The following is a 13,816-nucleotide window of genomic DNA, read 5'->3' on the forward strand; positions in this document are numbered from 1 at the left end:
GCAGATCCATTATGATCCGATCCCCAGGGATATAAGTCATTCCAATAGGTACTGTATGAGCTAAAAGAAGTAGCAGGAATAACATTTACCCACGATACAGTGTTAGTTGACAGGCGATCGGCAGGAGTATTTACAGCAGAATTGGCTGTAGCCGTAGTATCTTTTCTGCATGCAAAAAATGAAGAGGCTGCAATAAATACAAATAAAACAAGAGTTAATTTTTTCATAATAAAGATTTTTTAGGTTAATAGATGTTCTTCTCCCGATATTTAATGAGAGCTCTGGTTAATTGGTGAAACAAATTAACAGACTTAAAATCCTTTTGATGGGGGACAAAACTGGATTTTATAGGGGTTATTTATACTATTGATTTAGTGCAACTTAACAACATGGTCCGAAAATATGCCTAAAAACAGAAAGGTCGCTTTCTTTTCGAAAACAACCTTTTTTGATTATGGTACTAACTGAGGTATAATCAATTAGCTTCCAATCATGAGTTTTAACATTCTCATTTTGGATTCATTTTCTTATTTCGTAACACAGCTCCACCATTCCGCTTTTGTGGGCTGTTACATTCTTGAGATGCAAAGCTTGCTCTTGTCCTATCTCATCAAAAAAGGGTGTTCCTTCACCCAGAATAACCGGCAGGATCGACTGCCTTATTTCATCCGCTAAGTTTAAACGGATGAAATCTTTGGTGAGTTTGGCACCGCCTACAAGCCAAACATTCTTGTAGTTTGGTTTTAGTTGTTCGATCACCAATTTGTGCAGATCCCCTGAATAAATTTTAATATTCGGCCTTTCTACCGGTAGTTTTCTGTGAGTTAACACAATGGTCGGCACATCTCCATAAACCCAGCCATATAATTTTGAAAGTTCCAGGGCATGTTCGTACGTCCGGGAACCCATGATGTAACAATCTATCTTTTTAAGAAATTCATTCGCCTCCTGCTCAGTAACATGAACGCCTTTCTCGTAATTGTCGGACGTATCAAACCATGAAACGCTATTATCCTTTTTGGCAATATAACCATCAAGACTTGAAACCATATGTATGGTTATTTTAAACATATCTGCCGCCATTTGAATGATTATAATTCAGAAATACGTATTGCCTGATAATAGCCAATTATGTGAGCAAAGGGCTCTCTTCCAAACAAATGTAGAAAAAGGGAATATTCTAAAGACTTAGAAGCTATCTAAATTTGATTATTTTTAATTGTAGTCTCCCGCGTGCAATTTCCGGCAGAATTAGAAACCTTTTAAATCGGTCTGTCCGCCGAGAGACGCATGTGATGCGTCTCTACAAAAAACTTTCCATTCGCTTTTAAACAGATTCTTAAGTTCCAAGATGATTTACATACATTAATTAAAGAAACTTCGACATTTAAATATTATGCACAGAATCTTTAATTTCATTTTAAAATACTAAAAATATTAGTATTTTTGTTTTGAGCAAAACAAGATAGCATGTTGTTTGAGTTTTGAATAAGATATTGTACCTAAACCATATCACAATGATTGCAAATACTATGAATGACCGGCTTTCCCGTTAATCCACTTGTTGGATGGGAAGTTCGGTCACAGTAGTTGCCTGTTCCCGGAAATTTCGGGTTAGCCCGGTGATTTGCTTTTTAAGCCGGGTTCCCTGCTTCTTTAATTTGATAATTGTTCCGGTATTGCTCTCCGTCTTCAATGTCGAAAGCAGTGTGATAGCCAGTTGGTTGTCATGCCAATTGCCAATTGCTTCCTGTACCCGGTCAAGATAAGTTTCATTGAAGGATATACCCAGTTCGGGGCGGGTCAGGGTATAATTATACAGCAGTACCTTCAATTGCTTACGACAAGTATGCAGTTCCTCGTCAAAACGGAGTTGGCTTAAGGTTGCGGCAATGATTTCCAATTGTTGCCGGTAATATAAAGTGAGGTGCAGCTTGCTGATCGGGCCGATCCGCTTCAGGAGCCTGCGGCGTGTTTTTCGAAGCCAAGTCCGGTGCCTGTCCTCATCAGCATTAAATGCCAGGGTAGCACTATTCATAACATCTTGTTGTTCCCGGATAAAATCATCATTTCCGCCAACGGCTTGGCCCAATTCCTGGTTTATATAAGCATCCCTGATCTCACCGGCCTGCTTAAATATTTTACGAACAGGTTTAAAGCGTTTCGCCAGTACAGAATCCTGTGCGGCGCTGTCTGCCAGGATCAAAATAGCCCTCAGTTTTTTTACGCCGGTACGAAAACGGTGAAGCTCTTCCTGTTCACCGGTTTTGACAAAAGAGCGGAGGTGGCGTTTCATAACCCGCCACGTCTTAACTATATATTTCCGTTCCGTCTTCTTTTTCATACCGTGGATTATTATTGTTTGGATTTTCCCGCTGTCAGAAATTCATAAAAATCGATATGTTACTTTACAAAACATTGCAGCACATTTTTGGTCAGTTCAAAAAACCTATCATGCCCCTAACTAAATAATAGTGCAAAACCCAACATAAAAATACAGTTAAAAAATATTTCTTTTAAGGCTTTAAATGCAAAAGGGACGGCAGTTTTGCCATCCCTTTTGCTCGTTAAACTCGTTCTGCTTTTGCCCGAAGACAAAGCACATTAATATTCAGTAGCTCCGATATCAAAAGCGGTGCCTGATGGGCGCACTGCGCCATAATAATCAAATTTTATACCGTACGATAAAACGTTGGCCCCTTTATTAATAAGCGGTGATGATGATTGCAAATGAAAATTATCACCTCCATAATTAACAAACTTACACGTGTTTACATCTGTGCTTACATAATTATTTGATGCCGTTAGTTTTACTCCGGTGCTTTTTCTGATTATTGCCTGTACAGATGCTGGTTGTATCAATACGTTATTAATAACAGTATTCATCGGGATTGTTTCGGAGTTCAGCTTTATTCCTCCCAACACCGAACCAATGATGCTATTATTGATAAACTGAAAATTCTTCCCTGGTGTATACCTTGAATCTGCAAAGATGCCGTAGGATTTTGAATTGATAATGTAATTATTGAACACTACATTATCGCCAAATCCAAGAACGATAATACCATCGCCAGGAGCATTTTTAACCAGGTTATTATAACATTTACCGCCGGTACCCTCTCCTATTTGTATACCGTTATCCTGGTATGCAGAAAACGGGCTTCTTCCCGGATTTTTAACCGTATTACTATAAATTTCGCAACCAGAAGTAGCACTGCCAACCTGGATCCCTTCAGAGCCGGTTGAATCAACCAGGTTCCTATAGATCTTGGCGTTAATTACGTCATGAGGTAAAACGGTACCGCAGGATGTGGAAACCCCATCCTCGTAAAATGAATTTCCTATGTAAAGCCCTTCGCCGCCTGTTTTATGAACATAATTATCATGAATCAAAACGTTTTTCATAACAAACCTGCCCCGCTGAGTTGCCACATCACATGTTGGGTCTGTTTTAGCCATAATGCCGGCAAAGCCGCTGTTACGTACTTCAACACCTGCAATTTCAAAATCAGTGCTCAGGTCATCCATCGTCATGCCGATGTTGCCGCCGTTTACATCAAAGCCGTATTTAATTGTGGATACACCATTTCCCAGCACTTTAAAATACTGACAATTTTGAGTCTTAAATGCGTATGAAGCCGTGGTTTCAGTAGTGAATGACACCCTGCCACCCTGATTAACAATTAAGATAGGAGCAGCAGCAGTCCCTTTAAAGTTTTTAAGCAATAAAGAGCCCCTTTTACCTGCGGGAATATATATTTTGGCCCCCGCGGGAATCTTTGTCCCGTCAACCATCCATTCAGTAGTTTTAACTGTGTATGTATAGGTAGAAGCTGCCGTTGTTGCTAAACTTTGGTCCGAATTAACCTGCTCCGGAATAGGGCTTGTCGGTTTTTCAATTTTGTTTACGCTTTTTGAACACCTTGCGAAACATGATATAACCAGCACACCGGCAATCATGCGTATTAAGTAATTGTTATTTCCCATTTATGAACCTAAAAGAATCTTGATTTTATTGAATTTAAATAGTCTTGATAGCCAACTTGTCCTTACAACGCAGCACCGGTTGTTTTACGATAGTTATGTTAATATTGTTACCTTACAATTAAACAACTAACAAATGGAAGTTTACAAACTTTCGGGTGACAAAAATTACAATAAAAAGTTTCTTTTAATTCCTGAACTGATGTCATTAGGCTAAGAAAATTCACGTCATGTTAGCCGCCTACTAACAGACGAATGGGGTAGGAAAGATGCTATTTAACCAATAAGCGCTGTAATCCTGAATATTTAAATCAAGCGAATTTCTCCACACCATCATACTGAACTTGTTTCAGCAGCAAGAAAGGAAGGTGATTTGCCATACATATGGCTTGGCGAATGAGGTGTTGAAACAAGTTCCATGACATAATCAAAATAGGTGTCATGCTGAGCCTGCCGAAGCATAGTGGGCAGGGCCTCTGCGCGCGAGTCTTCGACAGGCTCAGACCGACCAGCCCTCTTTTGTCATTTGCTCTTCAGGGTTCGCCGGATTTAAACACTCAACATGACACCTATTTTATTATTTCATGGGTAGCGAATTAGAACCACGATTTTTTATTCTAAACAACTTTTTACATATGTACCCTTGCCCAACTGCGCAACCTGGTTATGGCTTCGTAAAGCACCCCGGCTTCACCTCTAAAATCGCCTGAGCCTTTTGCTTCACCTGTTTTAACATCGTACCATTCAAAAAACCCCTTGTTCTTTAGCACGCGGTCAATCATCGGGCTTAGTTCAGCGTAGGCTTCACTTGCCATATTATTCTCAATTAAGGGGGCAATCATCCGGCCGCCAAACCACGTCCAGTCGCCGCCGTTTTGATAGGTGAATGGCGGCATATTCGGAAATTCTTCAAGGGGGTACGGCGGATAAACAGTAAGACCGATAGTGGCATATTTTTCCTTAGATGCCGCTTTCAAAAACTGATCATTGATGTCAATGAGCTCCTTTGGGGTATTCAGGCCCGCTTTTATAGCACATATGGTACCGCCAAGGTAAAGTATCTGTTTTTCATTAAATGATGGCGGAAACGGCGAGCCATCAAGATAAATATGCGGAATATATTTACCTGCTTTTGCATCCCACAAATGATGCCGGACCCTTATTTTCATACAGATGGCAATATCTCCCCAATACCGTGATGCCTTGTACCCGGCAGGCTTCATAGCTAAAAAATCATGTATGGCCAGCAAAAACATGGCGTTATCATAAATATCAATTGCCCATTTTGTTTTGTCGTTTATAGCCACGCCCCAGCCATGCTGGGTTTGCACATCACCCCAGTCAACCGTAGTAGCGCCAATTACCAAACCGTACTTAGCCGACCAGCGTTCTTTCATAATATAGTTCATGGCATCGTCCATGCGCTGTATTACGGTTCGGCCACCGATGGTATCTGTTAAAATACTTTTATCGCCGGTAACGTCGATATACTTTTTAACTGCCTGGATCAATGACGATTCCTGGTCGGTTTCAACTGTATTTTTATGAATGGCCCAGCCGGGCGCCAGTTCAGAATATAAATACTGATACCCTACGTTTGCTTGTTCTTTATGAATAGCACCATCTGGAATATTGCCATCCTTACCCTGAATTTTAAAAAAAAGCAATAGTTTATCTTTAACCTCGTCCCTGCTACGTACCCGCAATGAGCCCTCAATAAAAGTATTAAAATCGCGGATCCAGATCTCACCGTATGAAGTGCCCGCGGTAAAGCCGGTCAATAAACGCAATGCCCTTGCTTCAACGGTATCCAAACGGTTGTCGTTCATAATTTGCTTTGCAAGTTCTTTTTGGAGTACGGAGCTTTGGGCAAACAGCATCGCCGGAAGGCTTAGTACGATAGTTAGCAGCAAGATTTTCAGTGCATTCATTAAAGGCAATAATCAGGAAAATTTATAAGTAATAAACTGATTATTTTCCGCTACTCAGGTTCTTAAGGGCGAGGAACCAACAAAGGATGCTGCATACAATCCTTTTTCAATATCTATCTGCCTTTTCCCATCGCAATAAAACTAAAACAATAAAGCGGCCATTTGTACAAACATTTACTGTTAAAGGCAAAGAAAAGCGAACAGAACTACCGGGTTAATGCAGTAATAAGAAGTAACCAAACATAACTTTCCTACTATTATCATATTAATGTATTAAAAGTTATGTATAGCACATTTAAAAACACCGGATTAAGGCATGTAAATACATAGTTGAGCTTTTTGTTATCTTTACCGTAATTAAACTCATTAAGGTTAGCAGAAACCACTATGAAATTAGCCATCGATCATAAAAGTCCCATACCTCTTCATATACAGGCCGAGCAATTGCTTCGCGAACTGATCAAGGATCCGGCCTACCAGGCGGGTAAATTACTGCCTAATGAGGTTGAGCTGGCTAAAAAGCTGGCCATATCCCGCACAACATTGCGCCAGGCTATTAATAAATTGGTTTATGAAGAGCTGCTGATCCGTAAGAAAGGCTTCGGCACCAAGGTTGCCCGTTCAAAAATCAGTTCAAAATCAATGAACTGGCTTAGTTTTTCGCAGGAAATGAAGGCGAGGGGTATCAATGTAAAAAACTATGAGCTGCATGTAAGCTGGGTATTCCCCGATGAAAGTACCGCCAGTTTTTTTGATATCGGCACAGAGAAAAAAATTGTAAAAATGGAGCGGCTGCGTGGCAGCAGCGACAATCCTTTTGTTTATTTCATATCCTATTTCCATCCCCGGATAGGCCTTACCGGCGAAGAGGATTTTAAACGCCCACTTTACGAGATGCTTGAGGATGAATACTCTACGGTAGCCAACCTGTCAAAAGAAGAGATCAGCGCCCTTGAAGCCAATAAGTTCATAGCCGGCAAGCTTGAAATTGAAACCGGAAGTCCCGTGTTATTCAGGAAAAGATTTGTTTACGACCAGGGCGAACGCCCCATGGAATATAACCTTGGCTATTATAAAGCGGAAAGTTTTGTATACACCGTTGAAAGCCGTAGAACCTGATCCTGTAGTAAATTGGCTGATAAAACTCCGACGCAAACGAGGCTATTTAAGATGACCACCATTATAAGGTACGAAACAATCGCGAACTATAGAGAGCGGTCAGGGATTGCTTCGTTCCTTATAATGACATGATTGCAAGTCACCGATTGTTAGATGTGTTTTTTGATCGATATTACAAATATGGGCGTTGCCTGCGGCCCGTGCTATCCGCTCATACGCCTGCAGGCATTACGCTCAAGGCCGGTATCCGCTCCTATCACTAACGCGGCCCCCGCACGCACCATCGCTTAAATGTATGTTATACGTCATCACGGTTTTTCAGGGTTTCCCAGATGGTTACTCGCAATGACGATCTCATTTTTGCGACTCCATTTTTTACAACTTTCTCTTTTGCAAAAGCATGCTATACTTTGAAAATATTGCAATTCGTTGCCAATTATCTATAAACTAATTATCATTTATAAAAAAATACCAATAAAAGTAAAATTTCCATACTAAGATGACAATAAATGTAAAGATTACACGTATATTTGTACCATCATGTAAATAGCTGACAGGCAGCGAGACTGGTTCGAGTCCAGATTTGCATCTCTTCTCATAATTTAGGTTTATAATTGGTTAGAACGCATTCCTGCCCATCAGGAGTGCTTCTTTTTTTTATAGCCTTTTTGGCGGAATGCTTAAGGCCAAAAGCTTTTAAATCTGCTGCCCACTGTTCTTGATTAACCCTTATAATAATATCAGAGAAAATATTAAAGTACTTTTTGGGTAACCAGTGCTGGATTACTACCATGCTTAATATCCTGCACACATCTAAATCCAACGTGGTTTGTTGCCGACCGATATTCTCCCTTGCCCCTTGAGCCTACCATATACCGCGTACAGTATTGATCGGTACACAAAAATGAACCACCTCGTTGAACTTTCTTTTTCTGCCCGGGCTCCAGTGGATCTAAAGAAGCAGACGGGCCTTTCGGATTGCGCGCAACCTTATTAGGATCGAAACTATTATAATAATCATTGCGGTACCAATCGGCACACCACTCCCAGGCATTACCGGCCATATCATACAAACCGTAAGCATTCGCCGGATATTTTTTTACAGGGCCAAGACCAGTTTCACCATCCTCAGCATTATCATGATCAGGGAAAGATCCCTGGAATGTGTTGGCCATCCAGCGCCCATCCTGTTTTAACTGGTTTCCCCAGGGATATAGGTCGCCTGCTTTACCTCCCCTTGCGGCAAACTCCCATTCGGCCTCCGTTGGCAGGCGTTTGCCGGCCCATTTGGCATAGGCGGCAGCATCCTCCCAGCATACCTGTACAACCGGGTAATTCTCTTTTCCCTTTAAATCCGAGCCCGGGCCAAGCGGGTGTTTCCAGTCGGCCCCTTTTTGGTACGACCACCATTGTGAAAGGTCATTTAGCTGCACTTTATGACCCGGAGGAGTAAAAACAACCGATCCTGCAACCAGTTCTTCGGGTGATGCACCCGGAAATTCTGCTGCTGTAGGTTTCTGTTCGGCTACAGTTATGTAACCAGTAGCTTTTACAAATTTGGCAAACTCCACGTTGGTAACCTCTGTTTTGTCCATGTAAAAACCATCAACAAATACCCGGTGAACAGGCCTGGCATCGTCCATCGCTTCCATACCACCATCAGTCATGCCGGTTGGATTGATCCCGCCCATGCTAAAGGCCCCTCCGGGAATCCAGGCCATGTCTGCATTGGATTTACCCGTTGCTGTGCTAACCGCGTTAACCACTGTAGGTTTAAATGCTTCGCCCCCTTGGTGCATGTATAAAATGCTATCCTCTTTGATCATCCCGTTTTTGGTGCATGAAATAGCGGCTTTGATTTTAAAACCGGCTGCTGAAGCATTTGTTGCTGGCCGGGATGTTACGCTGTCGGTGTTGTTGTCTTTATTAGTAGTGTGACAACTCTGGAAAACGAGAGGCAATAGCACCAGGACTGGCGCTGTGATTAATGTAATTTTGGTAAATGAGATAAGCCTAATTTTCATCAAATTCAAACTTAGTGATCTTTGCGCAAAGACAAGCCCTGGTTGTGTAAAGATTATAGGATAATCTCCCTTACTATCTAACCTTAAACAACCTATTAATTATCTTGTTTTTCATACTTTTATCTACCCTATTGCATCAAAATGCAACACGGCATAAAAATGAACCGAAAACGCTTCATCTCCTCCTTAGTAACTGCCGGGGCCGCATTATCAACATCAGGGTCATGGGCAACCGTTCCTGAAATTCCTTATGCTAATATCCATCATAAAATCCCTCCGTATTTAAAAGCGGGCGATACCATAGGCATTATCAGTCCATCGGGGTATATCAGTTTAGCCGACATTATACCATCTGTACAGCTCATTCAAAGCTGGGGTTTTAAGGTAGAGATTGGCGATAACACCGGCAAAAAGGATTTTATATATGGAGGCACGGATGAAGAACGCACGGCAGACTTACAGCAAATGCTGGACAACCCGGAGATCAAAGCTATTATGTGTGCCAGGGGCGGCTATGGATTAGTAAGGATCATTGACCAGCTCAATTTTAAGCAGTTTAAGAAAAATCCTAAATGGCTCATCGGTTTCAGCGATATTACTGCTTTGCACTGCCATATCAACCGCAATTTTGGGATAGCAACCCTGCATTCAAAAATGTGTAATAGTTTCCCTGATGATTGGGCAAAAGCCGATGCTATGCAGATTGCTACCATTCAATCTATAAGACAGGCCCTTACAGGCGAAAGCCTCAATTATTCGTCACCCCCAGTTTCACAAAACCGCTTTGGCAAAGCCGAAGCCCCATTGGTTGGCGGAAACCTGAGTCTGATCGCGACGCTCTCGGGCACTCCGTCTGATCTGGATACCAATGGAAAGATCTTATTTGTTGAAGATACCCACGAGTATCTTTACAATATCGACCGCATGTTCTGGAACCTGAAACAAAGCGGTAAACTTTCCCGGTTAGCCGGCTTAATAATCGGCGGCTTTCAGCTAAAACCCGATATTGAAGGAGAAGAATTTGGCAGTACCATTTATGATATCGTTACCGAAAAAGTAAAAGAATACACCTACCCCATTTGCTTCGATTTTCCGGTGGGCCATCAAAGAAATAATTTCGCACTTAAATGCGGTGTATGGCATACGTTTGAAGTTAATGCGGAGGGAAGCACCCTTAAATCGCTCTGATCTTTATTTTAAAGCCTCATCAAAATCAACAAATACATCGGCCTTGTCATTATCATAAATGCCTCCGGCTATGATGTTTTGCCCTGTTGTTCCCGGGTTATTACCATGACCCAGCGGCCATGAGCCTTTTGAATTGGTAACGCCAAAACCGGCGCATGAAGCTGCCTGTAATGCAAAATCGGTACAGTTATTTTTAGATAGATGATACTCTAATCCATCGTACAGACGGGTTAGCTTCAGGATGCGCTTAAACCGGCGTTCGGTTATAAACTTGCCCATAACCTCGTCCCACTGGTGCGCGGCGTCATTTTTGAATGTACCGGAAGTTTCAGGTTCCCATGGAGTTGCTGAAAAGATATTGTCTTTTTTAGGATAAAATCCGAAGGAAACAGAAACCGAAGTTGAATCTGTATTATACTTGATGAGCGTAATAAAAGTATGGCCGGTATTAGCCCTCACAAACACAGTCGGCTTACCGGGTTTTGGTTGCTTTACATGAAACAGCAAGGCATAAGCGGCTGCCTTTTTTCCGTCGTTAAAAGTATTCAGGATGCGGTCGTACGTGATCGATTTGCTCTTCTTCTCCTTTTTATCCTTCAACTGAACCGGCGTGTTTACAAATACCGAATCGTCATTAGCATTAATAGCCAGCAGACCGCTGTTTAAATGCACCAACTTCACTGTAGTATCTGAAGTTAATGAATCCGGAGCAGCAGGTACAGCATTATTGTCATCCTTTTTAAATGCCATCGCTTTAAAAAAGCACTTCATGGCTAAGGGATACAAATGCAGCTTGGCAAACACATTGGCAAGCTTGTAGTATGATTTAACTTTAGCCTGGTTGTAGTTAGCTTCATTGGTGTTGCTTACCGATAGTTCCTTTAAATAACCCATCAATTTTTTACGGCCCGCGTGGGTATCCAACTCACTTTCCAGATCACTTTCAAAACCCGCATCAGTTTTATCAACAACTGGTTTATTTGATACCGTGGTAAGCAGCCTGGCTGAATAGTTATCATCAATTACGCTATGTGTAGCTGTATCTGGCAAATTGAGCTTATACCTTACCGCAGCCGATAACTGGGCTGATGCGGGAAGCGCGAATGATATAAAAATTATGATTACAAAAGCGCTGAATAAATGCTTTATATAATGGGTAGTCATGATCAATTTTTAAGCTTGTGATAATTTGTTGTTCGATATAATAACGAAGGGGAAGCGGTTAATGTTTACCGGCAACAACAACAATAACCTGGCTGGTTATAGCTTAACAAACGAAAACATGGCGGTGCGCTGTTCATATTTACACAAACGTAATAACATTTTAAATAGTCTACAAGTTTAGTAGATTATTTTTAATTAAACTTGCATGCCGATATATTTTATACAACGATGGATCAATACGCTTTAATTACAGGGGCCGGTAAGGGCATTGGACGATCAATGGCTATATTGCTTGCCCAAAAGGGATATAACCTGTTGTTGGTTTCCCGGTCGGAAAGTGACCTCGCTACAGTATCCGACCAGATAAAAACCGATTATCACGTTAAGACTAATTACCTGGCGGCTGATCTTTCAAAAACAGGGGCTGCCCTGCTGGTATTTAACTGGGTTAAAAGCTTAAATGTCCCCGTAGCCATATTGATAAATAATGCTGGGCATGGCCTGTGGGGTAATTTTGATGAACTGGATTTAATAGCGCAAACCGGCATGATGCAGGTTAATATGAATGCTGTCGCCGAACTCTCCTATCATTTTATCCCGCTTTTAAAATTGCAGCAGCAGGCTTTCATCCTCAATGTATCCAGCACCGCGGCTTACCAGGCTGTACCAACGCTGGCGATATATGCGGCTACCAAAACATTTGTTTTATCATTTAGCCGGGCATTAAAATACGAGCTTAAGGACTCGCACATATCTATAAGCTGTTTATGCCCCGGCCCTACCGATACAGGTTTCGCTCACCGTGCTGGGATGGACGCTTTGGCCGAACTGGCCGCCAAATTTAATATGAAAGCCGACGAAGTTGCAGTCATAGGCATAAAAGGGATGTTCAATAAGAAAGCCGAAATAGTACCCGGATTTTTAAACAAGCTTTCGGCAGTAGCGGCAACCCACAGTCCTAAAAGCCTGATTGAAAGGGTAACAGCCAAGCTTTACAAGCACTAAAAAATATTTTCATAAATATTTGGAGTGATTAACAATTTGTTTACATTTGCAATAGTCTACTAAAAAGATAGATTTAATATACATTGAACAATACGCACCACATATTATTTGCATGCCCAATGCGAATGCCCTTGATGAAAAGGGTCATGTGCAGCTGTTGTTGTTAATTTTCCCTTAAAGGAGCAGTTCCTTTCCTACATACCGCATAGGCGGTGCCCAGTGTTTACAGTTCATTTTCCAGGTACATAAATATCTTTCCACCACATGTCAACGTCATATCAAAAATTCACCTTAGGCTCAACTATTACGCCCGAACAACAAGCTTTTTTTAACCAGCACGGCTTTATCCACTTTAAAAATTTCATTAAGCCCGAAACGGTTACTGATATCATAAACGCATCAAAACAGGTTGAAAATACCTGGATCAGCAATAAAACCGAAAAGGTGAACGGAGTGCCCATCAAATTCGGCAAAGACCTTGACGGCTCGCCTATTGTACAGCGTTTTGCTTTTATCAATCAACATCATAGCCTGTTAGATGAATTTACTAAAGATCCCCGCTTCCAGGTGTTGCTTAACCTCATAGGCGAAGGTTCACGCTTAGGAACTGACGAGAAAGACGGCATGGTTTTTAACCACTACGTAAACGGCCCCGAAAGCAGCTTTACTAAAATGGGCTGGCATACCGATGGCCTGCGCGATATTTTCCACGGCCAGAAATTGAACCCGATGCTTAATGTTGGCATCCACCTGAGCACGCTAAAACCAGAAAATGGCGGTCTGCGGATTCTTCCCGGTACACATAAACAAAACCTTTACCAGATGCTTTTCCGTAAAAAGTATTTCCTTGATCATGATACCGACGAAAATGAGGTAGCTATTATCCCCACTGCCGGCGACCTGACCATACATGATGGCCGCCTGTGGCACCGCGTAGCCCAGTCAACCGTTATAGGTGAAGAAAGCCGCCGCAGGGTAATATATATCCCTATCATCGCCGGTAAATATGAGCCAAAGCACGCCGACAGCCCTACCGCCTTTTATCAACGTTTTGCAGGTATCGTTAAGTAAAAATTTATGTTAATCGCCTTATTCATCAGCTATCTCATCCGCACCGGGAAAATCACAGCCCTGAAAAGTTTCTTTACAGAACGGGCCCTGGTTAAAGTTCCCGTAAAATAAAACCATGTCTTTGCGAGGAGGTACGACGAAGCAATCTCGTAGCTATGCAGATCGGACATACATTGGCTACGAGATTGCCGCGCTTCGCAACGACATATTGTATTACCCGCCGCCGCTCGGCTCCAGCCGAGTGGCAGTTATTTCCAGGCCTCTGGCCTGTGTACGCCATGCGAATTTACGCCGGCCAGAGGCCGTTTTGATAGTTACCACTCGGCTGGA

At 42.0% G+C, this 13,816-nt stretch carries 10 protein-coding genes and 1 pseudogene; 4 read left to right on the plus strand and 7 right to left on the minus strand.

Going from position 1 to position 13,816, the window contains the following annotated elements:
- From VF500_RS03525 to VF500_RS03545, 5 genes and pseudogenes are all read right to left on the minus strand, one after another.
- A pseudogene (locus VF500_RS03525) lies at positions 1-227 on the minus strand (hypothetical protein); the annotation flags it as partial.
- 292 nt (positions 228-519) lie between these two features.
- A complete protein-coding gene (locus VF500_RS03530; RefSeq protein WP_330858346.1) occupies positions 520-1,083 on the minus strand; it encodes a dihydrofolate reductase family protein in 564 nt (187 codons plus the stop codon).
- A gap of 469 nt (positions 1,084-1,552) precedes the next feature.
- Positions 1,553-2,344 carry a CHAD domain-containing protein gene (locus tag VF500_RS03535; protein ID WP_330858347.1) on the minus strand — a complete coding sequence of 264 codons (792 nt, stop codon included), beginning with the start codon at positions 2,342-2,344 and terminating at the stop codon, positions 1,553-1,555.
- Positions 2,345-2,604: 260 nt separating this feature from the next.
- On the minus strand, positions 2,605-3,987 hold the full coding sequence (locus VF500_RS03540; protein WP_330858348.1) for a right-handed parallel beta-helix repeat-containing protein: 1,383 nt from the start codon (positions 3,985-3,987) through the stop codon (positions 2,605-2,607).
- A 626-nt stretch (positions 3,988-4,613) separates the two neighbouring features.
- Positions 4,614-5,915: a hypothetical protein gene (locus VF500_RS03545; RefSeq protein ID WP_330858349.1), complete on the minus strand. Its 1,302-nt coding sequence runs from the start codon at positions 5,913-5,915 to the stop codon at positions 4,614-4,616.
- A gap of 387 nt (positions 5,916-6,302) precedes the next feature.
- Between VF500_RS03545 and VF500_RS03550 the strand changes: the two genes are divergently transcribed.
- Complete coding sequence (locus VF500_RS03550; protein ID WP_330858350.1) at positions 6,303-7,034, plus strand: GntR family transcriptional regulator; 732 nt, start codon at positions 6,303-6,305, stop codon at positions 7,032-7,034.
- Between the two features lie 752 nt (positions 7,035-7,786).
- On the opposite strand, the gene VF500_RS03555 is transcribed toward VF500_RS03550, so the two are convergent.
- Positions 7,787-9,058, minus strand: coding sequence for a formylglycine-generating enzyme family protein (locus VF500_RS03555; RefSeq protein WP_330858351.1), 1,272 nt, complete (start codon positions 9,056-9,058; stop codon positions 7,787-7,789).
- A 141-nt stretch (positions 9,059-9,199) separates the two neighbouring features.
- Between VF500_RS03555 and VF500_RS03560 the strand changes: the two genes are divergently transcribed.
- Complete coding sequence (locus tag VF500_RS03560; protein ID WP_330858352.1) at positions 9,200-10,246, plus strand: LD-carboxypeptidase; 1,047 nt, start codon at positions 9,200-9,202, stop codon at positions 10,244-10,246.
- 3 nt (positions 10,247-10,249) lie between these two features.
- Here VF500_RS03560 and VF500_RS03565 read toward each other — a convergent pair whose 3' ends face one another.
- Positions 10,250-11,410, minus strand: a complete 1,161-nt coding sequence (locus tag VF500_RS03565) for a hypothetical protein (protein ID WP_330858353.1) — start codon at positions 11,408-11,410, stop codon at positions 10,250-10,252.
- A 228-nt stretch (positions 11,411-11,638) separates the two neighbouring features.
- On the opposite strand from VF500_RS03565, the gene VF500_RS03570 reads away from it, so the two are divergent.
- Together VF500_RS03570 and VF500_RS03575 are read left to right on the plus strand one after the other, a co-directional pair.
- Positions 11,639-12,415, plus strand: coding sequence for an SDR family oxidoreductase (locus VF500_RS03570; RefSeq protein ID WP_330858354.1), 777 nt, complete (start codon positions 11,639-11,641; stop codon positions 12,413-12,415).
- Between the two features lie 264 nt (positions 12,416-12,679).
- The gene (locus VF500_RS03575; RefSeq protein ID WP_330858355.1) at positions 12,680-13,486 is read left to right on the plus strand and encodes a phytanoyl-CoA dioxygenase family protein; all 807 of its coding nucleotides are present in this window, start codon (positions 12,680-12,682) and stop codon (positions 13,484-13,486) included.
- Positions 13,487-13,816 lie beyond the last annotated feature (330 nt).

The organism is Mucilaginibacter sp., from assembly GCF_036383575.1.
Lineage (GTDB): Bacteria > Bacteroidota > Bacteroidia > Sphingobacteriales > Sphingobacteriaceae > Mucilaginibacter.

Bases quoted from the DNA above. Each gene is read 5' to 3' on its own strand.
- VF500_RS03530 (WP_330858346.1), bottom strand. From the start codon at position 1,083: ATGGCGGCAGATATGTTTAAAATAACCATACATATGGTTTCAAGTCTT.
- VF500_RS03535 (WP_330858347.1), bottom strand. From the start codon at position 2,344: ATGAAAAAGAAGACGGAACGGAAATATATAGTTAAGACGTGGCGGGTT.
- VF500_RS03540 (WP_330858348.1), bottom strand. From the start codon at position 3,987: ATGGGAAATAACAATTACTTAATACGCATGATTGCCGGTGTGCTGGTT.
- VF500_RS03545 (WP_330858349.1), bottom strand. From the start codon at position 5,915: ATGAATGCACTGAAAATCTTGCTGCTAACTATCGTACTAAGCCTTCCG.
- VF500_RS03550 (WP_330858350.1), top strand. From the start codon at position 6,303: ATGAAATTAGCCATCGATCATAAAAGTCCCATACCTCTTCATATACAG.
- VF500_RS03555 (WP_330858351.1), bottom strand. From the start codon at position 9,058: ATGAAAATTAGGCTTATCTCATTTACCAAAATTACATTAATCACAGCG.
- VF500_RS03560 (WP_330858352.1), top strand. From the start codon at position 9,200: ATGCAACACGGCATAAAAATGAACCGAAAACGCTTCATCTCCTCCTTA.
- VF500_RS03565 (WP_330858353.1), bottom strand. From the start codon at position 11,410: ATGACTACCCATTATATAAAGCATTTATTCAGCGCTTTTGTAATCATA.
- VF500_RS03570 (WP_330858354.1), top strand. From the start codon at position 11,639: ATGGATCAATACGCTTTAATTACAGGGGCCGGTAAGGGCATTGGACGA.
- VF500_RS03575 (WP_330858355.1), top strand. From the start codon at position 12,680: ATGTCAACGTCATATCAAAAATTCACCTTAGGCTCAACTATTACGCCC.